Source organism: Methylopila sp. 73B (assembly GCF_000526315.1).
Lineage (GTDB): Bacteria > Pseudomonadota > Alphaproteobacteria > Rhizobiales > Methylopilaceae > Methylopila.
In genome coordinates, this window is the sequence record NZ_JAFV01000001.1 from 226,157 (window position 1) to 253,144 (window position 26,988).

The 26,988-nt window shown below is 69.6% G+C and carries 20 protein-coding genes and 1 pseudogene; 10 read left to right on the top strand and 11 right to left on the bottom strand.

Annotation, left to right across the window (positions count from 1 at the left end; translation table 11 throughout):
- Window positions 1-33: 33 nt before the first annotated feature.
- From K244_RS0101055 to arfB, 6 genes are all read right to left on the bottom strand, one after another.
- Window positions 34-1,236, bottom strand: coding sequence for an ABC transporter substrate-binding protein (locus K244_RS0101055; protein ID WP_020184384.1), 1,203 nt, complete (start codon window positions 1,234-1,236; stop codon window positions 34-36).
- 442 nt (window positions 1,237-1,678) lie between these two features.
- Complete coding sequence (locus K244_RS0101065) at window positions 1,679-3,205, bottom strand: aldehyde dehydrogenase family protein (RefSeq protein WP_020184386.1); 1,527 nt, start codon at window positions 3,203-3,205, stop codon at window positions 1,679-1,681.
- A gap of 255 nt (window positions 3,206-3,460) precedes the next feature.
- Window positions 3,461-4,246, bottom strand: a complete 786-nt coding sequence (locus K244_RS0101070) for a DUF1499 domain-containing protein (RefSeq protein ID WP_020184387.1) — start codon at window positions 4,244-4,246, stop codon at window positions 3,461-3,463.
- Between the two features lie 4 nt (window positions 4,247-4,250).
- A complete protein-coding gene (locus tag K244_RS0101075) occupies window positions 4,251-5,414 on the bottom strand; it encodes a M48 family metallopeptidase (protein WP_020184388.1) in 1,164 nt (387 codons plus the stop codon).
- Window positions 5,415-6,620 carry a DUF898 family protein gene (locus K244_RS0101080; RefSeq protein WP_020184389.1) on the bottom strand — a complete coding sequence of 402 codons (1,206 nt, stop codon included), beginning with the start codon at window positions 6,618-6,620 and terminating at the stop codon, window positions 5,415-5,417.
- Between the two features lie 73 nt (window positions 6,621-6,693).
- On the bottom strand, window positions 6,694-7,113 hold the full coding sequence (arfB, locus tag K244_RS0101085) for an alternative ribosome rescue aminoacyl-tRNA hydrolase ArfB (protein ID WP_020184390.1): 420 nt from the start codon (window positions 7,111-7,113) through the stop codon (window positions 6,694-6,696).
- Window positions 7,114-7,242: 129 nt separating this feature from the next.
- Between arfB and K244_RS0101090 the strand changes: the two genes are divergently transcribed.
- Entirely contained in the window at window positions 7,243-8,325 is a 1,083-nt protein-coding gene (locus K244_RS0101090) for a diguanylate cyclase (RefSeq protein ID WP_020184391.1), read from the top strand.
- Between the two features lie 88 nt (window positions 8,326-8,413).
- Here the strand turns inward: K244_RS0101090 and K244_RS21205 are convergent, their stop codons facing one another.
- Window positions 8,414-10,060, bottom strand: coding sequence for a calcium-binding protein (locus tag K244_RS21205; protein WP_020184392.1), 1,647 nt, complete (start codon window positions 10,058-10,060; stop codon window positions 8,414-8,416).
- A 263-nt stretch (window positions 10,061-10,323) separates the two neighbouring features.
- Between K244_RS21205 and K244_RS0101100 the strand changes: the two genes are divergently transcribed.
- Window positions 10,324-11,373: a TIGR03032 family protein gene (locus tag K244_RS0101100; RefSeq protein WP_020184393.1), complete on the top strand. Its 1,050-nt coding sequence runs from the start codon at window positions 10,324-10,326 to the stop codon at window positions 11,371-11,373.
- A gap of 251 nt (window positions 11,374-11,624) precedes the next feature.
- On the opposite strand, the gene K244_RS21210 is transcribed toward K244_RS0101100, so the two are convergent.
- Together K244_RS21210 and uvrB are read right to left on the bottom strand one after the other, a co-directional pair.
- A complete protein-coding gene (locus K244_RS21210; protein ID WP_020184394.1) occupies window positions 11,625-13,313 on the bottom strand; it encodes a calcium-binding protein in 1,689 nt (562 codons plus the stop codon).
- Between the two features lie 390 nt (window positions 13,314-13,703).
- Complete coding sequence (uvrB, locus tag K244_RS0101110) at window positions 13,704-16,526, bottom strand: excinuclease ABC subunit UvrB (protein WP_020184395.1); 2,823 nt, start codon at window positions 16,524-16,526, stop codon at window positions 13,704-13,706.
- Window positions 16,527-16,590: 64 nt separating this feature from the next.
- Here uvrB and K244_RS0101115 point away from each other — a divergent pair.
- The 3 genes and pseudogenes from K244_RS0101115 to K244_RS0101125 all read left to right on the top strand — a co-directional run.
- Window positions 16,591-16,935, top strand: a pseudogene (locus K244_RS0101115) (aquaporin); the annotation flags it as partial.
- Between the two features lie 162 nt (window positions 16,936-17,097).
- A complete protein-coding gene (locus tag K244_RS22935) occupies window positions 17,098-18,285 on the top strand; it encodes a hypothetical protein (RefSeq protein ID WP_245259721.1) in 1,188 nt (395 codons plus the stop codon).
- Between the two features lie 10 nt (window positions 18,286-18,295).
- Window positions 18,296-18,562: a YARHG domain-containing protein gene (locus tag K244_RS0101125; RefSeq protein ID WP_020184398.1), complete on the top strand. Its 267-nt coding sequence runs from the start codon at window positions 18,296-18,298 to the stop codon at window positions 18,560-18,562.
- Between the two features lie 247 nt (window positions 18,563-18,809).
- Here the strand turns inward: K244_RS0101125 and K244_RS0101130 are convergent, their stop codons facing one another.
- Window positions 18,810-19,730: an NYN domain-containing protein gene (locus tag K244_RS0101130; protein ID WP_020184399.1), complete on the bottom strand. Its 921-nt coding sequence runs from the start codon at window positions 19,728-19,730 to the stop codon at window positions 18,810-18,812.
- A 289-nt stretch (window positions 19,731-20,019) separates the two neighbouring features.
- On the opposite strand from K244_RS0101130, the gene K244_RS0101135 reads away from it, so the two are divergent.
- The 3 genes from K244_RS0101135 to K244_RS0101145 are packed head-to-tail and all read left to right on the top strand — an operon-like array spanning window position 20,020 to window position 24,032.
- The gene (locus tag K244_RS0101135; protein ID WP_020184400.1) at window positions 20,020-21,972 is read left to right on the top strand and encodes an AI-2E family transporter; all 1,953 of its coding nucleotides are present in this window, start codon (window positions 20,020-20,022) and stop codon (window positions 21,970-21,972) included.
- 60 nt (window positions 21,973-22,032) lie between these two features.
- Window positions 22,033-22,434 (top strand): peptide-methionine (R)-S-oxide reductase MsrB, encoded by a 402-nt coding sequence (gene msrB / locus K244_RS0101140; RefSeq protein ID WP_024816242.1) that lies wholly within the window; start codon window positions 22,033-22,035, stop codon window positions 22,432-22,434.
- 59 nt (window positions 22,435-22,493) lie between these two features.
- Complete coding sequence (locus K244_RS0101145; RefSeq protein ID WP_020184402.1) at window positions 22,494-24,032, top strand: rhomboid family intramembrane serine protease; 1,539 nt, start codon at window positions 22,494-22,496, stop codon at window positions 24,030-24,032.
- Here the strand turns inward: K244_RS0101145 and K244_RS21215 are convergent.
- On the bottom strand, window positions 24,013-25,395 hold the full coding sequence (locus tag K244_RS21215; RefSeq protein ID WP_245259722.1) for a PQQ-dependent sugar dehydrogenase: 1,383 nt from the start codon (window positions 25,393-25,395) through the stop codon (window positions 24,013-24,015). The two genes, K244_RS0101145 and K244_RS21215, sit on opposite strands and share 20 nt — an antisense overlap.
- Between K244_RS21215 and K244_RS0101155 the strand changes: the two genes are divergently transcribed.
- Together K244_RS0101155 and K244_RS0101160 are read left to right on the top strand one after the other, a co-directional pair.
- Window positions 25,394-26,644, top strand: a complete 1,251-nt coding sequence (locus tag K244_RS0101155) for a PQQ-dependent sugar dehydrogenase (RefSeq protein WP_020184404.1) — start codon at window positions 25,394-25,396, stop codon at window positions 26,642-26,644. The genes K244_RS21215 and K244_RS0101155 overlap by 2 nt on opposite strands.
- On the top strand, window positions 26,644-26,970 hold the full coding sequence (locus K244_RS0101160) for a cytochrome c (RefSeq protein ID WP_020184405.1): 327 nt from the start codon (window positions 26,644-26,646) through the stop codon (window positions 26,968-26,970). The genes K244_RS0101155 and K244_RS0101160 overlap by 1 nt, the downstream gene beginning before the upstream one ends.
- Window positions 26,971-26,988: the final 18 nt, after the last annotated feature.

Below are 26,988 nucleotides of genomic sequence, written 5' to 3' on the forward strand. Positions count from 1 at the left end.
CCTCGGGAAAAGCGTCGGACGCGCACATCGCCGTCACTGCGCCAGCGGGCAGCCGCTCTCCGACGGCTTGATGTAGGCCTGGTCGCCGGGAACGGTCGCGAGCACCTTGAAGTAGTCCCAGGGGCCCTTGCTCTCCTCCGGCTTCTTCACCTCCATCAGGTACATGTCGTGGATCATGCGGCCGTTCTTGGCGACGACGCCGCCCTTGGCGAAGACGTCGTCGACGGGCATGGCGCGCATGGCCTCGGCCACCTTCTCGGTGTCGTCCGTGCCGGCCCGGGCGATCGCCTTGAGATAGTGCGTCACGCCGGAGTAGGTGCCGGCCTGGATCATGTTCGGCATCCGCTTGGTGCGGGCGAAGAAGCGCTTGCCGAACGCGCGCGAGGCGTCGTCGCGGTCCCAGTAGAAGCCCTCGGTGAGCGACAGGCCCTGCGCGGCCTCCAGCCCGAGGCCGTGCACCTCTGCGAGGGTGAACAGCAGCGCCGCCAGCCGCTGGCCGCCGGCGACGATGCCGAACTCCGAGGCCTGCTTGATGGCGTTCGCGGTGTCGAGGCCAGCGTTCGCAAGGCCGATCACCTTCGCGCCGGAGGACTGCGCCTGCAGCAGGAAGGAGGAGAAGTCCGCGTTCGAGAGCGGATGGCGGACCGAGCCCACCACCTTGCCGCCGTTCGACGTTAGGAACTTGGTGGTCTGGGCCTCGAGCGAATAGCCGAAGGCGTAGTCGGCGGTGAGGAAGAACCAGCTGTCGCCGCCCGCCTTCACCAGCGCGCCGCCGGTGCCGACCGCGAGCGCGTTGGTGTCGTAGGCCCAGTGGAAGCCGTAGGGGCTGCACTGCTTGCCGGTGAGCTCCGTCGTCGCGGCGCCGGTGACGAGGTCGATCTTCTTCTTTTCCCTCGAGAGGCCCTGCACCGCGAGCGCGACCGAGGAGGTGGTGAGCTCCATGATCGCGTCGACCTGGCCGGTGTCGTACCACTGGCGCGCAATGTTGGAGGCGATGTCGGGCTTGTTCTGGTGATCGGCGGTCACGACCTCGATCGGCATGTCGAGCACTTTGCCGCCGAAGTCCTCCACCGCCATCTTGGCGGCCTCGTAGGACCACTTTCCGCCGAAGTCGGCGTAGACGCCGGACTGGTCGTTCAGAATGCCGATCTTGACCTTGTTGTCCGACACCTGAGCCGCCGCGGGCAGCGCGCTCGCCACGAGCAGCGCCGCGGCCATCGCCGCCGAAAGCTTCATGCTTCATCTCCTCCCAGAGATACGCCGGCCTGTCTCGCCCGTTTTCGGGTCATGCGGCGGCGTTGAAGACGTTCTTGGCGCGCGACTTCGCGATTCTTCGTATTGTGACGAAGCGCGCACGGTTTTGTTCACTGTCGGAAAGTCGCCCGAGGTCCGGGCGTCGCCGCGTTCCCTCTTACAGCCCCTAAACTCGGCGACGTTGCCCGCCGCTCTCTGCCGAAACTGAGCCTAGCATCGGGGCGAGGGCCATCAAGCGTTATATTTCGTTTTGGGCGGGGATGCGAAAGGCGCGCGCGGCTGGTCCCATCCTCTCCGTCGTCCTCCGGCTCGACCGGAGGACCCATTCGGCGACGTCGAGCTCGACGTGGGGGTGGATGGTCCGGTCGAGCCGGACCATGACGGCGCGCGTTTGGGACGGGGGATGCTTTCGACGCAGCGGTCTTCACCCCACGTCGAACCGCACCCCCTGAGCCAGCGGCAGCGAGCGGCCCCAGTTCACGGTGTTGGTGGCCCGGCGCATGTAGGCCTTCCAGGCGTCGGAGCCGCTCTCGCGGCCGCCGCCGGTCTCCTTCTCGCCGCCGAAGGCCCCGCCGATCTCGGCGCCGGAGGGCCCGATGTTGACGTTGGCGATGCCGCAGTCGGAGCCGCGGTCGGAGAGGAACAGCTCCGCCTCGCGCAGGTCGTTGGTGAAGATCGAGGAGGACAGCCCTTGCGCCGCCGCGTTGTTGAGCGCGATCGCGGCGTCGAGATCGGCGTGACGGACGACGTAGAGAATCGGCGCGAAGGTTTCCTCCAGCATTGGTCCCTCCTGCCGCGGCAGTTCGACCAGCGCAGGCCGAACGTAGACGCCGGGGCCGGGCAGCCGTTCGCCGCCGGTCACGCGCCCGCCCAGCGCCGTGGCGGCGGCGAGCGCCCGGGCCATGCCGGCGGCGGCGGCCTCGTCGATCAGCGGGCCGACAAGCGTCTTCGGGTCGCGCGGGTCGCCGATCGCGACTGAGCCGAAGGCCTTGGCGAGCCGCGGGACGAGGGCGTCGTAGACCGCGTCGTGCACGAACAGGCGTCGCAGCGTGGTGCAGCGCTGGCCCGCCGTGCCCATCGCGGCGAAGGCGACGGCGCGGAGCGTCAGGTCGAGGTCCGCGGATGGGCAGACGATCGCGGCGTTGTTGCCGCCAAGCTCCAGCAGGGCCTTGGCGAAGCGGGCGGCGAGACGGGGCGCGACCGCCCGCCCCATGGCGGTGGACCCGGTGGCGGAGACCAGCGCCACGCGGGCGTCGTCGACCAGCGCCTCGCCCACGAGGCGGCCGCCGATCAGCGTCGCGGTCAGACCCTCGGGCGCGTCGCCGCCGGCCGCGCGGAAGCGGGCGACGGCGCGCGCCAGCAGCGCGTCGACGCCAAGCGCCGTCAGCGGCGTCTTCTCGGACGGCTTCCAGACCACGGCGTTGCCGCAGACCAGCGCCAGCGCCGCGTTCCAGGCCCAGACCGCGACCGGGAAGTTGAACGCCGAGATGACGCCGACCACGCCGAGCGGCCGCCAGCTCTCCGACATCCGGTGATCGGGCCGTTCGGTCGCGATGGTGAGGCCGTAGAGCTGGCGGGACAGGCCGACCGCGAAGTCGCAGACGTCGATCATCTCCTGCACCTCGCCGAGGCCCTCGGAGAGGATCTTGCCGGCCTCCAGCGTCACCAGCCGGCCGAGAGGCTCCTTGGCGGCGCGCAGCTCCTCGCCGAACAGCCGCACCAGCTCGCCGCGTTTCGGCGGGGGAACGTCGCGCCACGCGCGGGCGGCCTCCGCGGCGCGCCCGACGGCGCGGTCGACGGCGCGCGCGTCGGTCTCCACGAGATGCCCGATCACGGCGCGGTCGATCGGCGACCGCGCGGGAAGCCCCGCCGCGCCGAGGCGCCCGAGGTCGACGCCGAGCGCGCCGAGGACCTGTCGCGCCTCATCGGCCGGGTTTTGGAGAGTGGTCATCGTTCGTCTCCTTCAGGTCGCCGAGGCGCGCTCAGCGCCCGTTCGCCAAACACGCCGTCGTTCCGGGCGAAGTCCCGGAACCCATAACCACGAGGACGTCAGGCTGTCTCGACGCCTGTCCCCGCGATGCGGGCGCCCTCCCTATCCGGACGTCGCGCTTCGCCAGGCTGCGGCGGGCTTATGGGTTCCGGGACTTCGCCCGGAACGACGGCGTGGTTCATTGAGTTCGCCCGACGCACGCATGCGCCTTCAGCGTCACCCCCCGCCCGCCGCCGCCTTCAGGTCGGCGAGAAAGCTGCGGATGCGGTCGGCGTTGGCGCCGAAATCGCCGCTTCCGAGGCGGGAGGCGGAGCGCATGTCGACGCGCGATCCCGTTCCGTCTTCGCGCACGCGGATCACGACGTCGTCCTCGAAGCCGAGCACGGGGGTGCGCGCCACCGCCTCCACCCGGCCGAGCGGCGGGCCACCGCGCGGGTAGGCGGTGGGGCCAAGCGTGCGCCAGCCGCGCTCCTCGACCAGCGCGATCACGAGGTTCGACACCTCGTCGGGCGGCTGCGCAAGCTTCAGCGGCTGAAGGTCGGCATAGGCCGCGCGCAGCCGCTCGGCCTGATCGGGCGCGATCGCGCCGGGAACCGGCAGATCGCCGGGCGTGCGGTCGCGGCCGGCGCGGGTGAAGGCCGGCGGGTCGGCGAGGTCGGTCGCGACGTCGTTCAGCACGGGCGCGCGGAACCCGCGGCCCGCCACATAGGCGGGGCCAGCGAGCACCGCGAGCGAGATCGCGATCGCCGCGGCTGCGCGCACGCCGCCCCGCAGGCCCGTGGTCCAGACGACGACGAGGGCGACGGCCCCGAGCAGGATCGCGATCACCGCGATCCCAAGCCCCGAGGCGAAGGCGGCGAAGGCCGCGAACGGCTCCACCAGCCGCAGGCGGAGCAGCGCGAAGGCGTAGAGCGCGACCAGAACGGAGAACCACGCGAACGCCAACGCGAGGCCCGCAAGGCGGGAGCGGCGGCGCGGCGGTTCTCTCAGGTCGAACGTCACGCGGTCAGGATCCCTCGTCGGCCTTCGCTGGCCCGCAGATCGTCTTCAGCGCCGCGAAGGCGGCGGCGTCCAGCGCGGGCGTCGCCGGCGCATCGCCCGCCGCCGCGTCGATCGCGCGGCGGCGCTCGGCGACCGCCGGATGAGACGAGAGATAGTCGAGCGCGGAACGGCCGTCGCGGTCTTTCTCGACCTCGGCCCCGTCCTCCGACTTCGACTCGGCGACGAGCCGGTCCAGCATCGTCCCGAGCGCGCGAGGGTCCGCGCCGATCCCGCGCATGAGGCGGACCGCGTAGAGGTCGGCCCCACTCTCCGCCGCGCGGGAATAGGACGCCTCGCTCAGCACGCGCGCCACGAAGATCGTCGCCGCGCCGCCGCTGAAATCGCCGAGCACGAAGCCGAAGAGGAACGACAGCCCGCTCGCCTGCAGCACGCGGCGGGAGCCGTCGCGGTGCGCCACATGGCCGATCTCGTGCGCCAGCACGCCGGCGATCTCGTCGGGCGTTTCGGCTTCGCGGATCAGCCCGTCGAACAGGTAGATGTAGCCGCCCGGCAGCGCGAAGGCGTTCGGGATTGAGCTGCGGACGGCCACGATCTTCAACGGCGCCGGAAGCGCCGCGGCGTCGGAGAGCTTTTTCGACAAGGCGTCGAGCGCGGCCTTGCCCGCCGCCTCGCCGTCGTCTGCGCCGCATTCGAAGTCGCCGTCGCCGGTCGGCAGCAGGAAGCGGATCTGGGCGTCGAAGCCTTCGCCCATGCGCTGGTCGACGCTCCAGGGCAGCAGCGGCGCGATCCGGTCGGCGAGCGCCGGCAGGCCGTAGACTGCGAACAGGCCGGCGGAGACGGCGGCCGCGCAGCCCCAGAGCGCGACGCGCCGCCTGAGGCCGCGCTCAGCGCGCTCGCCGGCCCCGAGGCTCGGCGCGCGCGCCCGGATCGCCGCGGCGAGGGCCGCGTCCCGCACGTCCAGCCGGGCGAGGGCGTGCGCGGACTGCGACGACAGCCGCAGCGCGCCGGGCGGTCCCGCGATCTCGCGCAGCAGCGAGTAGGGCCAGAGCTGCGGCGCGGCGCCGTCGCTTTCGCTCAGGCGAAGCCCCGTGTCGTCGAGCGCGACCAGCACCGACCGACGCCGGCTGGTGACGCCGTCGAAGTAGGAGGCGGGACCGCTGAGCCCCATTCAGAAGCCGCCGAAGTCGAGCGCGTCGGCCACGCCCTCGCCGAAGGCGTTGGCGGGCGGCGCCGCGGACTGGGCGGCGGCGAGGTCGGCGAGCCCCAGGATCGCGACGCTCTCGAACGACTTCCGCCACAGCCCGCGCGCGCCGATGAGCTGCCAGAGCGCCGAGGCGCCGAGCGCGGCGCCGAGGTAGAGCGCGAGCCCCAGAACAATGACGATGGGGCTTGGGGCGCGTTCGAAGTCGATGAGGTCGGCGAAGGCGCCGCTCGCGAACACGGCGCCGCCCACGGCCGCGACGCCGAGGCCCAGAAGCAGCAGCGCGCCGAAGAAGACGAGATAGGTCTTCAGGAAGGCGAACAGGCCGAGATCGCACTGCGCCCGCGCCGGGCCGACCCGACATCCGTTCGCCCACCAGCGGAACTCGATGGCGTTCAGCAGGGGGAAGGTGACGAAGAGCGCGAGGTAGAAGGTGATGGTGAAGAAGCTGGCCGCAGCGGCCGTCCGGCCCGCGGCCAGATCCTCCTGGGAGGCGGCGTAGTGCACGCCCAGGAAGGCCGCCGCCGAGCCGAGACCGACGACGACCGCGAACAGCCACAGCAGGACGCCCTTGCGGAACAGCTGGCCGCCCGTGCCGTCGAACGCGCCCTGCAGGTCGCCGTACCAGGTGTTCCTCATCTTGAAGCGCTCGAGGCTGGCGCGCATCCAGGGGTAGGCCAGTCCGAGCGTGACGACGGCCACGAGCAGCCAGCCGAGGCTCCGTCCGGCGTAGGCCCAGCCCGAGCCGGTCTGCTGCAGCCGCACGCCGCGCCAGATCGTGCGCGTCAGCCGGTAGCGGCGCGCCCTGTAAAGCGCGTACTGCGCCAGGACGACCACGACGAGCGACACGCCCACCTGCACCAGCGGCCCGAAGGCGCCCGCCGCGATCCCGAGCAGCGCCGCCGCGCCGTAGAGCGGGATCAGCACGCCGAGGGCGATGAGGAATCCGATGAACAGTTCGAGCCCGCGCCCGGTGTACTCAAGCGCGTCGCCGTCGATCTCGACGTTGTTCCAGAGAAAGCGGCGGACGTCGGTCTGGTACCAGAACCGGTAGACGCCGAGGGTGACGATGCTGAGGGCGAGACCCTTCAGGACGATCGGCGCCATCGCGCGCTTCGCGCCGTGAAACCGCGGGCGCACCGCGCCCCATCCGCCGTTCGCCCCGCCGTCCATGCCCGCTCTCCGCTTAGCCGACTCATAGTTCGGCGCATCGTTACAGTAGCCCGAACGGGGACCCCCGCCGCCATCAGTCCATCGTCGGCCGGCCGCGCAGCGCCTTGACGTCGCCGCGCTTGGTCTTGCCCTCGATCCGGCGAACCTTGGAGGCCTTGGTCGGCCGCGTGGGCAGTCGAGGCTTCGGCTTCTCCGCCGCCTCGCGCAGCAGCGCGGTCAGGCGTTCGATCGCTTCGGCGCGGTTGTCGCCCTGCGTGCGGTGCGACTGCGCGGTCAGCACCAGCACGCCGTCGTTGGTCAGCCGCGAGCCCGCGAGCTTCATGAGGCGGATCGCCACGTCGTTCGGAAGCGAGCGCGAGCGGCGCACGTCGAAGCGCAACTGCACCGCCGTTGAGACCTTGTTGACGTTCTGCCCGCCGGGGCCCGACGACCGCACGAAGGTGAGTTCGACCTCGTTATCATCGATCGACAAATTTGGTGTGATGACGATCATGACTTTAAGAGTCGCTTCACGTTTGGCATGCGTCGCTCGAGGGGCGAACCCAGGCGCGAGGGCGAAGCCTGCGCCCTCGCCGGGCGTTGGTCGCTCCCCGACGTGCGGCGCCGACCGAGAGGCCAGCCTATGACCCAGCCGTACGCCTCACGCAACGAGGACGAGCGGATCGCCGCGCTCGAGCGGCTGCGGATTATGGACGCGCCGCCGCCGCCCGGCTTCGATCGCATCGTGGCGCTGGCCCGCGACCTGTTGCTCGCGCCCGTCGCGATCCTGACGATGATCGACCGCGAGCGGGCGTGGTTCAAGGCGAAGCGCGGCGTCGAGGGGGACGGCGCGCCGCGGGGGCTCGCCTTCTGCAACCGCACCATCGAAGGCGCGGGCCTGCTCGTGGTCGACGACCTCGCGGAGGACTCGCGGTTCGCCGACAGCATCCTCGTCACGGAGCACCCGTCGTTCCGGTTCTACGCCGGGGCCCCGCTGTCGCTGACGCCCAACGTCAATCTCGGCACGCTGTGCGTCATCGACGACAAGCCGCGCTCGCTCGACGCCGGCCAGCGCGAGATCCTCGCGCGTCTGGCGGAGCTCGCCTGCGACCAGCTGCGGCTGCACGAGATCAATGAGACGCTGAAGCAGGAGATCGCCGCGCGCCAGCGCCTGCAGGCGGAGCTGGAGGAGCAGGGCCGCGAGCTCGAACGCCAGCGCGACGCGCTCCGCCACCTCGCCGAGCATGACACGCTGACCGGCGTCGCGAACCGCGCGCTGCTGCAGGGACGGCTCGATCGGGCGGTCGCCACCGCCGACGGGCGGATCGGTCTGCTGCTGATCGACCTCGACGACTTCAAGCGCCACAACGACCTTTACGGCCACGGCGTGGGCGACGCGCTGCTGCGGGCGGTGGCCCGGCGGCTGGAAAGCTGCACTCGGCCGGGCGATCTCGTGGCCCGCGTCGGCGGCGACGAGTTCGTGCTGCTCGCGCCGGGGATCGCGGACCGGGTCGACCTGCAGGCTCTCGGCGACCGGGTCGTCGCGGCGCTGTCGCGCGAGCCCGTGGTCGTGGGCGAACTCGCGCTCGTCTGCCGCGCGAGCGTCGGCGCGTCGCTGTTCCCGGACGACGAGCGCGACGCCGACCGGCTGCTTGCGGTCGCCGACACCGCCATGTACCGCGCCAAGGCGGCCGGCAAGGGCCGCGCCCTCTCCCGTCCAGGATGAGGCGAGCCTCCGGAGCGGGCGTCACGTCGTCTCGATCGACGAGCGATGAGGACAGCTTCGCGCTCCTCATCGCTCGCGCTGGCAGTCGTCAGGCCTCGAGGCCGAAGATCGACAGGTCCGTAAAGGAAAGCGCGGGAGCGCCGCGCAGGGTGGCGATCTGGACCGCCTTGCCGTCGCCGGAGCCGTCCGCGTCGAAGTAGAGGGCGCCGTTGGTCTCGTTGTAGACGAAGCGCGTTTCGGCGGAGGCGGCGAGGCCGTCGGGGGTCGAGGCGAACATCTCGGCCTCGAGCGTCGCGAGGCCGAAGCCTCCGATGTCGATTCCGACCTTGTCGACGCCGACTTCGAAGTCGGTGATGGTGTCGCGCAGATCGCTCGGGCTGGCGAAGACGAAGGTGTCGGCTCCCGCGCCGCCGATGAGAACGTCCTTTCCGGCGCCGCCGATAAGGATGTCGTCGCCCGCGCCGCCGCTGATGCGGTCGGCGCCGTCGCCGCCGGAGAGCAGGTCCGCCCCCGAGCCGCCGGAAATGGCGTTGTCCAGGGCGTTGCCGGTGAGCGTCAGAGCGGCGGAGCCGCGCCCGACGAGCTTCTCGACGTCGTTGGTCAACGTGTAGTCGACCGAGGCGTAGACGGTGTCGTAGCCCTCGTCCGCGAGTTCGACCACGACGTCGCCAGCGTCGTTGGCGACGTAGCTGTCGTCGCCCGCGCCGCCGACCATGCGGTCGGCGCCGCCGCGGCCGTCGAGGCGGTCGTCGCCGTCATAGCCGGTGAGGGTGTCGGCGCCCGCGCCGCCGGTCATGGCGTTGTCGAGGGCGTTGCCCTTGACGGACAGGCCGGCGTCGCTGCGGATGACGATGTTCTCGACGTTGTCCGACAGGCGGTAACCGGACGTGGTGTAGACGGTGTCGACGCCTTCGCCGGCCAGTTCGACCACGACGTCCGACGGCTTGTTGACGACATAGGAATCGTCGCCGAGCCCGCCGACCATGGTGTCGACGCCGCCGCGGCCGTTCAGGGTGTCGTCGCCCGCGCCGCCGATCAGGCTGTTGTCGAGCGCGTTGCCGGTAAGCGTGAGGCCGGTGTTGACGAAGGCGATGATGCGTTCGACGTTCGCAGGCAGCGTGTAGTCGACCGTCGTGTAGAGCGTGTCGTAGCCCTCGCCGGCGTTCTCCGTCACCACGTCGTCGGGGCTGTCGACGTAGTAGGTGTCGTCGCCGAGCCCGCCGATCATGGTCTGCGCGCCGTCAAGCGGCGTCCCGAGAACGTCGTCCCCAGGGGTGCCAACGATGTCGGTTGAAGGCGCCCCCACGCCGGCCGGGCCGGAGCTCTGGATCAGCGTGTAATCGCCGTCGCTGTAGCCGTAGCTCGCGAACCGGATGTAGTAGGTCTCCCCCGCGACAACGTTGATTTCTTCGTAGAAATCGCCCGAGCCGAAGCTGGCGCCGGATGCGAACTCCTGGAGAGATGCGAACGACGAAGAACCATCTGTAGAGCGGAAGACGTTGTAGCCGAACGACGAATCGAAACCTTGGGTTTCGAGAACGATCGTGCCCGTCGCCGACGCCGTGTAGACGAACCAGACGCTGTCGTCGGCGTCGTTGCTTGGGTAGGGGTCGCCGTCGTAGGCGGCCGGTTCGCCGACCTGCAGGGTCGCGTCGGCGGTCGTCCCGGTGAAGGAAAAGCCGTCGCCGGCGATAACGATGGCGTTTTCAATGTTGTCGTTGACAGGCTGCGCCATCGGCGTCCGCTCCTAAAGGCGTCTTCGTGCGCGCTATAAGAGGGAGCTTCTCTCTACGAAAGTTTAACCGTGTAATGTTCAATCGAAAATCAAAGTGTGCCTTAACACGACAAGCAACGTGTCCGGGGCGGGACAAGCGGCAGCCGTTCCCGCATGACGCGCCGCGGCCCTTGCGATTGCGCTGGGATCACTGCGCGGCTATCGCTCGCGGCGCGGTCTCTCAGCGCCGCCGGACCCCGCCTCAAGCTTCCGAGCGTCGCCGCGTGACTGATTCCGCCGAGCCCTTCGCCGTCTCCACATCGCCCGGCTTCGCCGCCTGGCTCGCGCGCGCAAAGGTCAGCCTCGCCTTCTCCACCTACCAGGCGGGCAAGCTGCTGCTGCTGGGCGCGCGGCCGGACGGGCGGCTGTCGGTGTTCGAGCGGTCGTTCAAGCGGTCCATGGGGATCGCGGTCGCGCCCGGCGGCCGCAGCTTCGCCCTCGCGACCCACAACCAGATCCTCCGCTTCGACGACGTGCTGCCGCGCGGCCAGCGGAAGGACGGCCACGACGCCGTCTATGCGCCCCACGCCGGATGGATCACCGGCGCGTCCGACTCCCACGACGTCGGCTTCGGGCCGCGGATGCGGCCGATCTTCGTGAACACGCGCTTCTCCTGCCTCGCCTCGGTCTCGGACGGCCATTCGTTCAAGCCGGTGTGGCGGCCGCCCTTCGTCACGGCGCTGCAGCCGGAGGACCGCTGCCACTTGAACGGCCTCGCGATGCGCGGCGAGACGCCGGCCTACGTCACTATCGTCGGCCGCTCCGACGCGCCGGGCGGCTGGCGCGAGATGCGCGGCGACGGCGGAATGGTCATGGACGTCGCCACCAGCAAGGCGGTGGTCGAGGGGCTCTCGATGCCCCATTCGCCCCGGCTGGTCGACGGCAGGCTCTGGGTCCTGAATTCAGGCCGCGGCGAATTCGGCTTCGTGGACGTCGCCGCCCGCCGGTTCGAGCCGCTCGCTTTCTGTCCGGGCTACGCCCGCGGCATGACGATCGTCGGCCGCCACGCAGTAGTCGCCCTGTCGCTCGCCCGCGAGAACAGGACCTTCGGCGGCCTCCCGCTGGAGGATGAGCTGGCGCGGCGAAGGGAGGAGCCTCGCTGCGGGCTGCTTGTGATCGACGTCAAGTCCGGCGAGACGGTGGAGTGGGTCCGCCTCGCCGGCCCGGTGCGGGAGCTTTACGACGTGGCCGCGCTGCCCGCCGTCGCGAACCCGTCGCTGGTCGGCCTGATCGGCGACGACGTCGACCACGTCATCTCGATCGAGGAGCGGTGAGGGGCGCATGACGGAGAGCGCCGAACAGCGGTTTCCCGATGTCCAGCCGTCTCCCGGGGCCCGTCCGATGCGGCGTAGAGCGGCTTCGCGTCAGGGGAGCGCGACGGCGCGTCGCGCTCCCCCGCCGCCCCGGGCCTGTTCCCGGGCCCATGGGCCCGCCGGTCGAGGCTGCTCTCAACCGGCGGGATGATGGATTCCGGGACACGCCCGGAATGACGCTGTTCTCGGCGCAGCGACGTATCGACGGGCGCTCAGACGAGCAGGCTGGCGTCCGAGAAGTCGTCCGCCGTGAGCGCCGGCGCGCCGCGGAGCGTCGCGATCAGCACGGCCTTGCCGGAGCCCGAGCCGTCGGCGTCGAAGAACAGCCGGCCGTTGGTCTCGTTGTAAACGAAGCGCGTCTCGGCAGAGGTGGCGACGCCGTCTGCGGTCGAGGCGAACATGCCGGCCTCGATCGACGAGAGGCCGAAGCCCGCAAGGTCGATCCCGACGCTGTCGACGCCGGCCTCGAAGCTCGTGATCGTGTCCCGGCTGTCGTCCAGGCCCGTGAAGACGAAGGTGTCGGCGCCGTCGCCGCCGATGAGGATGTCGTTCCCGGCGCCGCCGATGAGGATGTCGCTCCCGGCGCCGCCGCTGATGCGGTCGGCGCCGTCGCCGCCGGAAAGCCGGTCGTCGCCCGAGCCGCCGGAGATGGCGTTGTCGAGGGCGTTGCCCGTGAGCGTTAACCCGGCGGAGCCGCGGCCCACAAGTCTCTCGACGTTGTTGGCGAGGGCGTAGTCGACGGTGGTGTAAACGGCGTCGTAGCCGTCGTCGGCGCCTTCGATCACGACGTCGCCGGCGTTGTCGACGACGTAGACGTCGTCGCCCGAACCGCCGGCCATGCGGTCGGCCCCTGCGCGGCCGTCCAGACGGTCATTGCCGTCGTAGCTCGCCAGAGTGTCGGCGCCGTCGCCTCCGACCATGCTGTTGTCGAGCGCGTTGCCCTTGACGAACAGGCCGTCGGAGCTGCGGACGACGAGGTTTTCAACGTTGTCCGAGAGGCGGTAGCCGACCGAGGCGTAGACGGTGTCGACGCCCTCGCCCTCGGCCTCGATCACGACGTCCGACGACTTGTTGACGACGTAGGCGTCGTCGCCCAGCCCGCCGACCATGGTGTCGACGCCGCCGCGGCCGTTCAAGACGTCGTCGCCGTCGAGACCGTACAGCGTGTCGCCGCCCGAGCCGCCGATCAGGCTGTTGTCGAACTCGTTGCCGGTGAGGATGAGCCCGGTCGAGCCGAGGCCGACGATTTTCTCGACGTTCGCCGGCAGCGTGTAGTCCACCAGCGTGTAGATCGTGTCGGAGCCCTCGTCGCCGTTCTCCGTCACCACGTCGCCCGCGTCGTCGATGTAATAGCTGTCGTCGCCGAGGCCGCCGACCATGGTCTGCGCGCCGTCTCCCAGCACGCCGAGGATGTCGTCGCCCGACGTGCCGGTGAGGTCGGTCGATGCCTCGCCCACGCCGGTCGGGCCCGATCCTTGGGAAAAGACGTAATCTCCGGAGTACGTATCGAAACCGGAGACGCGGATGTAATAGGTCTCGCCCGCCGTGACGGAGAAGGTTACGAGCGAGCTGTTGCCCGCACCGTCGTCATCGTCCCCAGCCAGCGCGCTCAGCGACGATACGGACCCGCTGCCGTCGGTAGATGTGTAGGCGTAGAGCACCGTGTCGAAGTTGGAGCCTTCGGTGTTGAACGAGACTGTCCCGTCGCTCGACGCCGTATAGACGAACCAGACTCCCTCGCCGTCGGTGTAGGGGTAGTAGGAGTAGTCGCCTTCGACGACCTCGGAGATTGTCGGCTCTCCGGGCTGCGCGGTCGCCTCGGCCGTCGACCCTGAATACGTGAAGCCGTCGCCTGAGATGACGATGGCGTTTTCGATGTTGTCGTTAACGGGCTGGGCCACGGAGCGCTCGCTGGAGACGGAAGAAAAACAGCGAGAAGTTAGCCGGGCATGCATTAAGAGTGCTTGAATATAACGCCCGGAAATTCAAGGCCGCGCCAGCCGGTCCAGGTGGATGTGCGCAAAAGATTACTTGCGGCGTTAGAGCTGTTTCCATCAAGGAACGCGAGGGCGCGCCACGCTCCGGCGTCGCCCCAGGCCTGTCCCGGGTCCATCCGCCCGCCGTTCGAGGCTGTTCTCGACCGGCGGGTTGACGGAGTCCGGCGCTGCGGCCGGAATGACGGCGTGGTTCAGCGCGTCGACGAAACCCCCGACACGGCTCTGGCTCCGCCAGTCCAGCGTCACCGCCGTCTCACGGCGTGACGAGGCCCCGGAAGGCCGAGCCCGCCCGCGTCAGCGCCGCTTCGGCCCGCTCCGCCGGCCGCCCGGACGGAAGTTCGTCGTCATGCTGTCGGGCTTCACCGGCTTGAACTCGGTCTGTCCCAGCGGCGTCACGCGGTCCGTGCCCGGCCCCATGTCGTCGAGGCTGGGCTTCGAAACGCGCGTTTTCGGGGGCTCGTTGCCGCTGCGGCCGTACTTGCGCTCGCCGGCGTAGCCGCCGGTCTGGCGGTCGATGTCCTGCTGGCGGGCCAGCGGGTCGTCGGCGAGCAGCAGCTCGGTCGCCTGCAGGCGCTTGATCTCGTCGCGCAGCCGGGCGGCGGTCTCGAACTCCAGGTCGCCGGCGGCCTTGCGCATGCGCGCCTCGAGGTCGGCCAGCGTCGCCTTCATGTTGTGGCCGGCCTTGGGCGCGTCCTCGGCGAAGCCCTTGTCGACGGTGACGCGGTCGCGCTCGTACATCGAGTTCATCACGTCGGAGATGTCGCGCTTGATGCTCTCCGGCGTGATGCCGTGCTCGGCGTTGTAGGCGAGCTGCTTTTCGCGGCGCCGGCCGGTCTCGGCCATGGCGCGCTGCATCGAGCCGGTCTCCTTGTCGGCGTAGAGGATGACCTTGCCGTCGACGTTGCGGGCGGCGCGGCCGATGGTCTGGATCAGCGAGGTCTCGGAGCGCAGGAAGCCCTCCTTGTCGGCGTCGAGGATCGCGACCAGCGCGCACTCCGGGATGTCGAGGCCTTCGCGCAACAGGTTGATGCCGACGAGCGCGTCGAAGGCGCCGAGCCGCAGGTCGCGGATGATCTCGATGCGCTCCAGCGTGTCGATGTCGGAATGCATGTAGCGCACCCGCACCCCGTGCTCGTGCAGGTACTCGGTCAGGTCCTCCGCCATGCGCTTGGTGAGCACCGTGACGAGCGAGCGGTAGCCCTTGGCCGCAACCTCCTTCACCTCGCCCAGCAGGTCGTCGACCTGGCTTCGCGCGGGGCGCACGTCGATCAGTGGGTCGACCAGGCCCGTGGGGCGGATCACCTGCTCGGAGAACACGCCGCCGGTCGCCTCCATCTCCCACGAGCCGGGCGTGGCGGAGACGTGCACCGTCTGCGGGCGCATGGCGTCCCACTCCTCGAACCGCATGGGGCGGTTGTCCATGCAGGAGGGCAGCCGGAAGCCGTATTCGGCGAGCGTCGCCTTCCGCCGGAAGTCGCCGCGGTACATGCCGCCGATCTGCGGGATGGTGACGTGGCTCTCATCGGTGAAGACCAGCGCGTTGTCCGGCAGGTATTCGAACAGCGTGGGCGGCGGCTCGCCGGGCTTCCGGCCGGTGAGCCAGCGCGAGTAGTTCTCGATGCCGGCGCAGCTTCCCGTCGCCTCCATCATCTCGATGTCGAAGGTGCAGCGCTGCTCCAGGCGCTGGGCCTCCAGCAGCCGGCCCATCTTGGTGAGCTCGACCAGCCGGCCCTTCAGCTCGTCCTTGATGCCCTTGATCGCCTGGTTCAGCGTCGGCCGCGGCGTGACGTAATGCGAGTTGGCGTAGACCTTCACCGCCGCGAGGTCCTGGATCTTCGCGCCCGTCAGCGGGTCGAACTCCTGGATGCTCTCGATCTCGTCGCCGAACAGGCCGACGCGCCAGGCCCGGTCCTCGTAATGCGCGGGAAAGACCTCGATCGTGTCGCCGCGCACCCGGAAGGTGCCGCGGACGAAGTTCACGTCGGCGCGCTTGTACTGCAGCGCCACGAGGTCGGCCATCAGCTGCCGCTGGGAGACGGTCTCGCCCACCTTCAGCACGAAGGTCATCGAGGTGTAGGTCTCGACCGAGCCGATGCCGTAGATGCACGACACCGAGGCCACGATGATGACGTCGTCGCGCTCCAGCAGAGACCGCGTCGCGGAGTGCCGCATGCGGTCGATCTGCTCGTTGATCGACGATTCCTTCTCGATGTAGGTGTCGGAGCGCGGGACGTAGGCCTCCGGCTGGTAGTAGTCGTAGTAGGAGACGAAGTACTCCACCGCGTTGTCGGGGAAGAACGACTTGAACTCGCCGTAGAGCTGCGCCGCCAGCGTCTTGTTCGGCGCAAGGATCAGCGCCGGCCGCTGGGTCTCCTGGATGACCTGCGCCATCGTGAAGGTCTTGCCCGAGCCGGTGACGCCCAGCAGCACCTGGTCGCGCTCCTGCCGGCGGATGCCGTCCACCAGCTCCGCGATCGCGGTCGGCTGGTCGCCCTTGGGCTCGAACGGGCTCGACAGCCGGAAGGTCTGGCCGCTCTCCAGCTTGTCCGGCCGGGGCGGGCGGTGCGGAACCCACGGCTTGCCCTGCAGTTCGGGCCGGCCGTGCTGGATCAGGTTCTCCAGCGCCTGCACCGTGGCGGAGACCGAGCTCGCCGGGTCGAAATCCGCCGGCAGCGCCGCAAGGTCCGTCTCAGGCGTCGCGCCGAAGCCGCGCGGGGCCTTCTGGGGGTCGGGCGTCCCTAAGGGAGCCGCGTCCCGCTTCTGCTTGCGCTTGCCCTTTTCGGGCGCGGCGTTTCTCCCTCCCCCCTTGCGGGGGAGGGTCGGGGAGGGGGGTGGTTCAGAACCGGGCTCGGCGACGCCACCCCCACCCCTAGCCCCTCCCCGCAAGGGGGAGGGGGACCGCATCTCCGCCGCCGGCCCCTCGCTCGCCGCCTGCTTCGTCGCCTCGTCCGCCACCGCGGCCCGCGCGGCGTCGGCCGCCTTTGCTCCGCGCCCGAGCGCGCGCAGCAGCGCGGGGTCGCCGGAGATCTCGGTCAGGTCGACGGGCGCCCCGGCGTCGAAATCAGCCTGAGGCTGCTCCGAAAAGCCGGGGGAGGGGCGGCGCGTGGGCTTTGGCATGGGGTGGAATATGGAACGGCGCCGGGCGCATTGCGAGGGGAGAGCGCGTGCGGAACGTCGTGCGCTCGGCGCCTGCCCGCTGACGGAGCTGCTCGCGACCTTCTTCTTCCTGTTCATTATCCTTGGGTCGACCTCCAAGGGCGCGGCCACCGGCTTCGCGGGCATCCCGATCGGCCTCGGGCTGACGCTGATCCACCTCATCACCATCCCGGTCACCAACACCTCGGTGAACCCGGCCCGCAGCACCGGCCCCGCGCTGTTCGCCGGCGGGGAGCACATCGCCCAGCTCTGGCTGTTCTGGCTGGCCCCGATCGCCGGCGCGATGATTGCAGGCGTGCTCGCCCGCTGGCTCTACGCCGACGGCGCGATCGTGGACACCACGGTGGTGGAGGAGCGCGGGGTGGCGTGAAGCGACCTCCGCCTGCGCGGATGACATCCGCGCAGGCCTATGGTCTTCTTACGCGGCGGCCCGTCGACTCAGTCGTCTGCCGGGGAGCGAGGGATAACGCTTCAAGACTAAACTATCTATCTTAAATTACAGCGTGGTTATATTGATAGCAGGGATAGCATCGTGGCTCGAAAGATTTCTGCCGATGTCAAGAAGCCTGCCGCCGCGGATTCCACTGCGCCAAATGTAGAAGAAATTTTGAAGAAGCGCAGAGCGCAGCGTCCTTTTCCTGCTTCTACATTCGAAGAACCACTTGGATTCGCTAAGGCGATCTTCCAGATTGGCAGCGGTCAACCCGTCAAGCGCTTGACCTTATTTGACCACTTAGGAAAGTCTCCAGAGAGTGGTGGGTCGCGTCAACTTATCATCAACGCAGGGCGATATGGCCTTACTAAAGGAGGGGTTCAGGCAGAAAATCTTGAGCTTACCGCAGAAGGACAAAAAGTTGTTGATGAACAGGTATCAGCCAGAGAGCAAGCAAAATTTCGAGTTCAATTAGCTATCAACAACATAGAGCCTTTTGAGAAACTTTATCAGAAATTTGTAGGAAACAAGCTCCCGGCTCACGCAGTTTTAATTGATGCCGCGAAAGACGTCGGTATCGATGCGTCTCAAGCGTCCGAGGCTGTTGATACATTCGTAGTGAATTTAAGATTTGTGGGTCTATTAAAGACGCTTTCGGGTGCAGAAAGAATTATCTCTTTGGACATGTTGCTCTCGGAGATGCCGGCGTCGCCTATTCAGGCTCCGGCCTGGAAAAATAATTCGCCAATCCCGCCACGAACATCTGTAAGCGTGATCACCTCGGAGCATGCGCAATTTGAAACCACATGTTTTTATATAGCCCCGATAGGAAATGAGGGATCTGAAGCACGTAAACACTCTGATTTATTCTTGGGCTCGATCGTTGAGCCGGCGTTGGATTCTTTTAACCTTAAAGTTGTTCGTGCGGATTCAATAGATAAGCCGGGAATAATCACGAGGCAGATTATTGAGTATATTTTGAAGAGCCGACTGGTGGTCGCGGATTTATCATTTCATAATCCAAATGTATTTTATGAAATAGCTCTAAGGCATGCTGTGAAACTTCCAATCGTTCAGATAATAAGGGCTTCGGACAGGATTCCATTCGACTTAAATCAAATGCGTACCCTTCAGATCGATACGTCCGATATTTACGCGCTCGTGCCAAAAATAGAATCTCACAGATCGGAAATTGCTAATCAAGTGCGTCGTGCGCTGGAGGCGGATCATATAGTTGATACGCCTATTTCGACTTACTTTCCGTCTCTTTCGGTTAGTTTTTCTTAACAGGTTTAAAATGAAGACATTGATCTTTACCATTGCCGCTTCGGTCTTACTGTCTACCCCGGCTTTCGCTGCGTTTCTCTGCGACGAGCTTTGGGGCGAACGGAACGCGGTCTACGCGGAGGCGGGCTACTGCTTCAAGACGGCCAAGGCCATCGCGGCGTTCGGCAACGCTGGGTGCCGCTTCGACCGGCTGGAGGACGTGCCGCTGTCCGACCGCGACCGCGCCAAGGTGCGCGAGATCGAGCGGGAGGAGCGCCGGAACGGCTGCCGCAGCTGACGCGACGGCATAGTCCACGCGCCGTCATGCCCGCGTCTTCGCGGGTATCCACGACTTTGGCGTCGGGCGGGGCGGACGGGAGGGAAAGTCGTGGATGCCCGCTAAGGCGGGCATGACGATGAGGAGTGCCCTGGGGCACGCCCGACGTGTGACGGTGCTGGCGGCCCCTGAGGCGCGCGAAGGGGCGTGACGGGGAGGGCGGTCCGACGGCGGTCGGACCCATTCCGCCGTCCGCGGCGCAAAAAATCTACTTCAACCGCACCAGGACGCTGCCCTTGCCGGTCGAGCTGCGTTCGACCTCGAACAGGCCGGTGGCCTCCACCAGATCGCTGAGGCGGGCGAAGCCGTAGTTGCGGGAGTCGAACTCCGGCGAGCGCTTGGCGATGTGGCTGCCGATCGCGCCGAGGCTGGCCCAGCCGGAGTCTTCGGCCACCGCCGCGAGCGCCGAGGTGAGCAGCGCGCGCGCCGGCGCGTCGACGGCGTCGCCGCGACGCGGCTGCGGCTTCGCCGCGGGGCTCGCGACCGCGGCAGCCGGGACGGTCGGCTTCGCAGCGCCCTTGGCGGGCGCCGGCGCGGCTCCCTTGTCCGAGGCCTTGGCCCCCGTCCTGGCCGTCGCTTTGCCGGCCGGCGGCGTCGCCGCGGCGGGGTCCGGCGCGGCGGGCGTCTTCGCGGGCGCCGGGACGGCGAGCCCGCCCGGCTGCGCCAGCACGTCGAAGAAGACAAACTTGTCGCAGGCGGTGATGAACGGGCGCGGCGTCTTGCGCTCGCCGAAGCCGTAGACCAGCACGCCCTGCTCCCGCAGCCGCGAGGCGAGGCGCGCGAAGTCGCTGTCGCTCGACACCAGGCAGAAGCCGTCGAACCGGCCGGTGTAAAGCAGGTCCATGCCGTCGATGATCATCGCCCCGTCGGTCGCGTTCTTTCCCGTGGTGTAGGCGAACTGCTGGATCGGCTGGATCGAGTGCTCCAGCAGGCACTGCTTCCAGCCGCCGAGATTGGGCTTGGTCCAGTCGCCGTAGATGCGCTTCACGCTGGCGGTGCCGTAGGTCGCGATCTCGGCGAGCAGGCCCTCGACGATCTTCGGAGAGGCGTTGTCGCCGTCGATCAGCAGCGCCAGCGTGGCGGAGCGATCGGCGGGGTCGGCGGGGCGCGGCGGTGTCCGGAGGGTCATACGCGGACCATGCGTCGCCGCGCGGGCCGCGGCAACCGGAGAGCTAGGGGAAGGCGGCCCCAAGGCCCGCGCCTTCGCGCGGGGGTCCGCGACTTGGGCGTAGGGCGCGGATGACGGGTCATTTCGGGACGGGACCGGCGTCGGAAGGCGTGGCGGATCGCCTGCGTCACCTTTCCTTCATCGTTCCGGCCTTTCTGCGGCGCTCCCGAGGAACGGCGGGGGCTCCGACGCGTTCTGGCATGCAAGGGCGAACGGCGCGGGCATCCGCGCCAAGGGGCGAACGAACGTCATGGCGGAGACTTCCGACACGCAGGGGCGGGGCTTCGCTCCGGCGAGCCCGCTGGTCACGGTGGCCTGCGCGGCCATCATCGGCTGCATCGTCGTGGGCGTGCTCTACGTCGGACGCGACCTGCTGATCCCGCTCGCGCTCGCGCTGCTGCTGAGCTTCGTGCTGTCGCCGCTGGTCGGCCGGGCGAAGAAGCTCGGCGCGCCGCGCACGCCCGCGGTGATCGTGGTGGCGCTGTCGGCCTTCCTGCTGCTGTTCGGCCTGTCCGCGATCATCGCGGGGCAGGTGGGGCAGCTCGCGGCGGACCTGCCGCAGTACCAGTCCACCATGCGGCAGAAGGCGCAGTCGGTCCGCGAGATCACCGGCGGCAGCCGCACGCTGGAGCGCGCCGCGGAGCTGCTGCAGAGCCTGGGCCAGGAGCTGAACGCCCCCGCCGCCGGCGGCCGCACGCTCGGGCCGGACGGCAAGCCGATCGAGGCCGAGCGCAAGCCGGACCAGCCGCTGCCGGTCGAGATCCACTCGCCGCCGCCGACGCCGCTGCAGAACCTGCAGGCGATCCTGGAGCCGCTGATCCATCCGTTGGCTACCACCGGCATCGTGCTGATCTTCGTGATCTTTATTCTGCTGCAGCGGGAGGACCTGCGGAACCGGCTGATGAGCCTCGCCGGCGCCCACGACATCCAGCGCACCACCGCCGCGCTCGACGACGCCGCGAAGCGTCTCAGCCGGCTGCTGCTGACCCAGCTCGCGATCAACATCGCCTTCGGCGTCGGCATCGGCTGCGGGCTGGCGCTGATCGGCGTGCCGAGCGCGGCGCTGTGGGGCATCCTGGCCGCAGTGCTGCGCTTCGTGCCCTACATCGGCGCGATCATCTCGGCGATCTTCCCGCTGGTGCTCGCCGCCGCGGTCGATCCAGGCTGGAGCATGCTGATCTGGACCGCCGTGCTGTTCGCCGTGGTCGAGCCCATCGTCGGCCACGTCGTCGAGCCGCTGGCCTATGGCCGCAGCACGGGGCTCTCCCCTGTCGCGGTGGTGGTCGCCGCGACGTTCTGGACGGCGCTGTGGGGCCCGATCGGCCTGGTGCTCGCGACGCCGCTGACGGTCTGCCTCGTCGTGCTCGGCCGCCATGTGCAGGCGCTGCGCTTCCTCGACGTGATGTTCGGCGACCGGCCGTCGCTGTCGCCGCCCGAGCTGTTCTACCAGCGCATGCTGGTGGGCGATCCGGCGGAGGCGGCGGAGAAGGCCGAGGAGTTCCTGCGCGAGCGCTCGCTCTCGGCCTATTACGAGGAGGTCGCGCTGCCGGGCCTGATGCTGGCGAGCCGGGACGCGCTGAGCGGCGCGCTCGACGAGCGCCGCATCGCGACGGTGCGGGCGGCGGCGGACGAGCTGGTCGAGGATCTCGACGAGTGGGACGACGCGGACCCGGAGCCGCCGGTCGACCCCACGCAGGACATGGAGTCGGTCGACGCGGTGGAGCGCGCGGACGCCTCCGCCTCCGCCGCGGCCCTCCCGGACGCGAGCCCCGCCCGCGCGCTGAAGGTGCGCTGCGTCGGCGCCCGCGGGGCGATCGACCAGGCCGCGGCCGGCGTCGTGCGGCAGGTGCTCGAGAAGCACGGCATGGCCGCGGCGCTCGAGGCCGACGACTTCCTGTCGACGACCAGCGTGGTCGAGCTCGACGGGCCGGAGCGCACAGTGATCTTCCTCGCGTCGCTCGCGCCGAGCGAGGCGCATCTGCGGCTCGCGGTGCGCCGCATCCGCCGGCGCGCGCCGGGCGCGACGGTCGTGCTCGGCTGCTGGAGCATCGAGGGCGAGGCGGGCGAAACCGCCATGCGCCGGGCCGGCGCCGACGCCGTCGGCCGCAGCCTGCCCGAGGTCGTCGCGCTCTGCCTCGCGGCCGGCGAGCCCCAGCCGGAGACGGGCGTCGCGGAAGGACCGGTTCTCGCCGCCGTAACGTGACGTCGGGCCGGCGCGTACCTACATCCCGACCCGATGACACCCCCGATGGAGGCGCCCGAGATGCTGGACGAGGTCTACGAGGTCACCCGCACCGACGAGGAATGGCGCGCGCTGCTCAGCCCCGAGCAGTACCAGGTGATGCGCCGCCACGGCACCGAGCGGCCCGGCAGCTGTTCGCTGCTGCGCGAGAAGCGCCCCGGCGTCTTCGCCTGCGTGGGCTGCGGGCAGCCGCTGTTCCGCTCGGGCGAGAAGTTCGAGAGCGGCACGGGCTGGCCGAGCTTCGACGCGCCGATCGACGGCGCGCTGGGCGAGACGGTCGACCGCAGCTACGGCATGACGCGCACCGAGGTGCACTGCGGCCGCTGCGGCAGCCACATGGGCCACGTCTTCCCCGACGGCCCGCCGCCGACCGGCCTGCGCTACTGCATCAACGGCGTCGCGCTGGCGTTCGAGCCGGATTGAGGGCGATGCGCCGCGCGGCGCTTTCCCGCGCCGCGTCGGTCGTCTAGGGTCGGGTCTTCATGGATCTGCTGCCGATCCTGCCGATCGTCGTCGGGCTGTGGTGCGTGGCCTTTCTCGTCCGCGCCGTCGCGGTCGCCCGACGCGGCGGCCCGTTCGCGACGGGGTGGGCGGTGAAGGCGACGCTGGCGCTGCTCGGCGTCGGCGCGGCCGTGGCGCTGGGGTCCGAGACGGCGCTCTACGGCGTTTCCGCGGGCTGGGCGCTGCTGCTCGTCGTTCCGGCGCTCGCCGCGCAGGGGCAGGCGCGCGAGCTCGCCGGTCTGCGGTTCGAGCGCGCCCGCGTTTACGCTGAGATCGTCCGCCTGCTGCATCCCATCGACGGCTGGCGCGGCGCGCCGGACCTGATGCGCGCGCTCGCACGGGCGCAGGCGGGCGACGTGTCCGTCGTCCCCGAACTCCGGCGAAGGCTCGCGGCGGACGACCTTCCCGCCGGCGCCCGGCCCTATGTCTGGGGCGAGATCGCGCGGCTGACCGGGGATTGGGACGGGCTGCTCGCCCTGCGCGGCCCAACTCATCCGGCGACGGCGGGTCTTCGGCTGCGGGCGCTCGGCGAGACCGGCCGCCTCGTGGGGCTGGCGGATGAGCACGCCCGGCTGGAGGAGCCGGACCCCTTCGCCGATCTCATGCTGTTCGCCTTCTCCGGGCGCAAGCGCGGCGTCGCGGCCCTGATCGGCGGCGCGCCCTTTGCGGCGTTGAGCCCGAGCGCCAAGGACTTCTGGCGCGCGACGGCTGCGATCGTCGCCGACCCCGGCGACGCCGCGGCGCGCGCGCTGGTGCAGGCGAGCGCGGCGGGGCCGCAAAGGGACGCGTTGGTCGCCCGCAGGCTCGGGGGCCGGCTCGGCGCGCGCGCGGCGCTCGACCCCGAGACCTCGGCCGCGATCGACCGTCTCGAGCACGACGTCGTCACGGCGATGGCTGCGACGGCTCCCGCCGTCAGGCGCAGGCCGATCGTCACGGCGATGCTGATCGCGGCCAACGTCGCGGCCTTCGGCGCGGAGATCGTGGTCGGCGGCTGGGGCGGGCCGACCGACCTCGACACGCTGTACCAGCTCGGCGCGCTCTGGCCGCCCTCCGTGCTGGAGGACGGCGAGTGGTGGCGGCTCGGCTCCGCCATGTTCCTGCACTTCGGCGCGCTGCACCTCGCCCTGAACATGCTGGCGCTCGCCCTCTTCGGGCGTCGGGTCGAGCTGAGGGTCGGGCCCTGGCGCATGGCCGCGCTCTACGCGCTGGCCGGCCTCGGCTCCATGGCGGGCGTGCTCGCGCTCGGCGCGTTCCGCGGCGCGGAGCCGGATCTGCTCGTCGGCGCGTCCGGCGCGATCTTCGGCGTGGTCGGCGCCTTCGGCGCGCTGCTGGTCACGGACGTCCGCGAGGGCCGGCGCGGCGCCCGCCGGAGGCTGATCGAACTCGGCGCCATCGTCGCGCTCCAGATCGCGTTCGACGCGCTGACGCCCGAGATCAGCATGTCCGCCCACGCCTTCGGCTTCGTCCTCGGCCTCGTCGCCGGGCTGGCGCTTTCCGGCGTCACTCGCCGACGTAGCTGACGCGGTAGACCGCGCCGTTGTGGTCGTCGGAAACGAGCAACGATCCGTCCGAGAGCGGCTGGACGTCGACCGGGCGGCCCACGTACTCGTCGTTCTGCACGAAGCCGCTGAGGAACGACTCGACCCCCGTCACGCGGCCCATGCCGTCGCGCAGCACGGCGACCACGTCGGCCTGCTTGCGCGCCCGGTTCCAGGGACCGTGGCGCGCGACGAAGATGGCGTTGCGATACTTCTCCGGGAACGCCGTCCCCCGGTAAAACCGCATGCCGAGCGGCGCGGCGTGAGGGCCGAGCAGCGCCTCAGGCGCGGTGAATTCGGCGCAGGAGCGCCTGGCGCCGAAGGCCGGGTCCGGCAGCAGGCCGGAGTGGCAATAGGGGAAGCCGAAGTCCTGGCCGAGGCGCGTCACGTGGTTGAGCTCGTCCGACGGCTCGGGGTTGGTCAGGCCGTCGCGCTGGTTGTCGGTGAACCAGAGGTCGCCGGTCGTCGGATCGAAATCGAACCCCACGGAAAACCTGATGCCGCGGGCGACCGTCTCCACGCCGGTCCCGTCGAGGTTCATGCGGAGGATCCGGCCGTGCGCGTCGTCGGGCCGGCACACGTTGCAGGGCGATCCGACCGTCACGTAGAGCTTGCCGTCCGGGCCGACCTTCACCGCCTTCCAGCTGTTCGGCGCCTCGGCCGGAAACGCGTCGTAGACCACCCTCGGTTCGCCGGGTCGGTCGATCCGGTCTTCGATCGCGTCGAAGCGCAGGATCTTGCGCGGGGTCGCGACGTAGAGCGCGCCACCGGCGACTTCAATCCCGTTCGGCAGCGGCGTGTCGTCGAGCACGACATGGACGGCCCGTCCGCCGGCGGGCGTCTTCACCAGCGCGTAGACGCGGTTCGCCACGAACAGCGAGGAGACGAAGACCGTGCCGCGCGGACCCTCCCGCAGCATGCGGGCGTCCAGCACGTCGCTCGCGAAGGTCTCGACCTTAAAGCCGGGCGGCGCCCTGAGCTTCGGGGTCGGCAGCTCGTCCGCGGGCGTCGCCGCCGGAAACACCGAGGGCGGCGCGAGCCGGCGCGGGCTTTCGGACGGCGGCCGGCCGATCGCCCAGAAGTCCTCCGCGGCGGCGGCCGGCGACAGGGCAGCGACCAGAAGCAGGGCGGCCGCGGCGAGGCGGCGGATAGGGTCGAGCGTCGCTATGGCGGTCCGTCTCCTGCGGCCGCCGTCTCCGAAGCGGCGGCCTGTCGCGCGCGACGCTAGCTTCGCCGAGGCCCATCGCCAAGCGCAACTCCTGGCGGTTGCGCGGCCTTGAAGGTGAGCGCAGGATCGCCGCGCACGGGCCGCCATAAGGCCCGGCTCAGGGAGTGAAACGGACATGGGAAAATCGCGTCTTTGCGCCGCGACGGCGCTCGCTCTTTTGTTTTCGATTCCGGCCCATGCGGCCGACGACGCCCTCGACAAGCTTGGCGGGTTCCGCACGACGGGCACGAGCCTCGACATTCCGCAGGTCGAGCAAGGCGGCAAGAAGGCCGAGAACCTCAAAGCCATCGCGCAGAAGATCAAGGTTCCGGACGGCTTCAAGGTGGAGCTCTACGCGGTCGTGCCGGACGCTCGGCACATGGCGGTCGGAACCAACGTCGGCGTCGTCTTCGTCGGCACGCGCAAGTCCAAGGCCTACGCCGTCACCGACCGCGACGGCGACCATGTGGCCGACGAGGTGAAGGAGTTCGCGCCTTCGCTGAAGAAGAGCGTGCCGAACGGCATGTGCTTCACCAAGGACGGCTTCCTCTACGTCATCGAGCACAACCGCGCGTTGCTCTTTCCGGCGGCGGAGTTCTTCTACGAGAGCCCGGACGTCGCTGTGGCGGTGATCGCGGAGCAGCTGATCCCGAAGGAGGACGAGAGCTTCAACCACGGCGCGCGCACCTGCGCGATCGGTCCGGACAACAAGCTCTACATAACGCTCGGCCAGCCGTTCAACGTGCCGGCCAAGGAGAAGCTCGAGGGCTTCGCGGAGGCCGGGATCGGCGGGATCATCCGCATGGACCGCGACGGCAAGAACCGCGAGGTCTTCGCGCGCGGGATCCGCAATTCCGTCGGCCTCGACTTCAACCCGGCGAACGGCGAACTCTGGTTCACCGACAATCAGGTGGACGGCATGGGCGACGACATCCCGCCCGGCGAGCTGAACCGCGCGCCGAAGCCGGGCATGAACTTCGGCTTCCCGTGGTACGGCGGCGGCAAGATCCGCACGGTCGAGTACAAGGACGAGGAACCGCCGGCGGACGTGACCTTCCCGGAGGTGGAGTACACAGCGCATGCGGCCGACCTCGGCATGCGGTTCTATGCGGCGGAGCAGTTTCCGGAGAAGTGGCGCGGCGGGATCTTCGCCGCCGAACACGGCTCCTGGAACCGGACCAAGCCGGTCGGGGGACGGATCATGTTCACCTCGGTGAAGGCCGACGGCTCGGCGGACAAGACCGAGGTCTTCGCCGAAGGCTGGCTCGATCCGAAGACCGGGCGCTATCTCGGCCGCCCTGTGGACGTCGCCATCGCGCTGGACGGGTCGATGCTCGTCTCCGACGACCTGTCGGGCGCGATCTGGCGCATCTCCTACGGCGAGTGATGCGCGCGCGGGCGTGTCTCCTCGCGGGCCTCGCGGTCCTGTCGCTTACCGCGGCGCCGGCGTTCGCCGACGCCGCGGCGGGAAAGGACAAGGCGCAGGCCTGCGCGGCCTGCCACGGGCTCGACGGTCTGTCGCAGATGCCGAACGCGCCGCACATCGCGGGGCAGCCGGAGATCTACCTCAAGGCGCAGCTCGAGGCGTTCCGGTCCGGCGCGCGGGTGAACGAGATGATGTCGGTGGTCGCCAAGGGCCTCACCGACGAGGACATCGACGACCTCGTCGCCTGGTACTCGGCGATCGAGGTGACGGCGAAGCCGCCGGAGTGAGGCCTTCGCGCCTCGCGC

Excerpts from the sequence above, each read along its gene's own strand:
- K244_RS0101055 (WP_020184384.1), bottom strand. The coding sequence starts at position 1,236 with ATGAAGCTTTCGGCGGCGATGGCCGCGGCGCTGCTCGTGGCGAGCGCG.
- K244_RS0101065 (WP_020184386.1), bottom strand. The coding sequence starts at position 3,205 with ATGACCACTCTCCAAAACCCGGCCGATGAGGCGCGACAGGTCCTCGGC.
- K244_RS0101075 (WP_020184388.1), bottom strand. The coding sequence starts at position 5,414 with ATGGGGCTCAGCGGTCCCGCCTCCTACTTCGACGGCGTCACCAGCCGG.
- K244_RS0101080 (WP_020184389.1), bottom strand. The coding sequence starts at position 6,620 with ATGGACGGCGGGGCGAACGGCGGATGGGGCGCGGTGCGCCCGCGGTTT.
- arfB (WP_020184390.1), bottom strand. The coding sequence starts at position 7,113 with ATGATCGTCATCACACCAAATTTGTCGATCGATGATAACGAGGTCGAA.
- K244_RS0101090 (WP_020184391.1), top strand. The coding sequence starts at position 7,243 with ATGACCCAGCCGTACGCCTCACGCAACGAGGACGAGCGGATCGCCGCG.
- K244_RS21205 (WP_020184392.1), bottom strand. The coding sequence starts at position 10,060 with ATGGCGCAGCCTGTCAACGACAACATTGAAAACGCCATCGTTATCGCC.
- uvrB (WP_020184395.1), bottom strand. The coding sequence starts at position 16,526 with ATGCCAAAGCCCACGCGCCGCCCCTCCCCCGGCTTTTCGGAGCAGCCT.
- K244_RS0101125 (WP_020184398.1), top strand. The coding sequence starts at position 18,296 with ATGAAGACATTGATCTTTACCATTGCCGCTTCGGTCTTACTGTCTACC.
- K244_RS0101130 (WP_020184399.1), bottom strand. The coding sequence starts at position 19,730 with ATGACCCTCCGGACACCGCCGCGCCCCGCCGACCCCGCCGATCGCTCC.
- K244_RS0101135 (WP_020184400.1), top strand. The coding sequence starts at position 20,020 with ATGGCGGAGACTTCCGACACGCAGGGGCGGGGCTTCGCTCCGGCGAGC.
- msrB (WP_024816242.1), top strand. The coding sequence starts at position 22,033 with ATGCTGGACGAGGTCTACGAGGTCACCCGCACCGACGAGGAATGGCGC.
- K244_RS0101145 (WP_020184402.1), top strand. The coding sequence starts at position 22,494 with ATGGATCTGCTGCCGATCCTGCCGATCGTCGTCGGGCTGTGGTGCGTG.
- K244_RS0101155 (WP_020184404.1), top strand. The coding sequence starts at position 25,394 with ATGGGAAAATCGCGTCTTTGCGCCGCGACGGCGCTCGCTCTTTTGTTT.
- K244_RS21215 (WP_245259722.1), bottom strand. The coding sequence starts at position 25,395 with ATGTCCGTTTCACTCCCTGAGCCGGGCCTTATGGCGGCCCGTGCGCGG.
- K244_RS0101160 (WP_020184405.1), top strand. The coding sequence starts at position 26,644 with ATGCGCGCGCGGGCGTGTCTCCTCGCGGGCCTCGCGGTCCTGTCGCTT.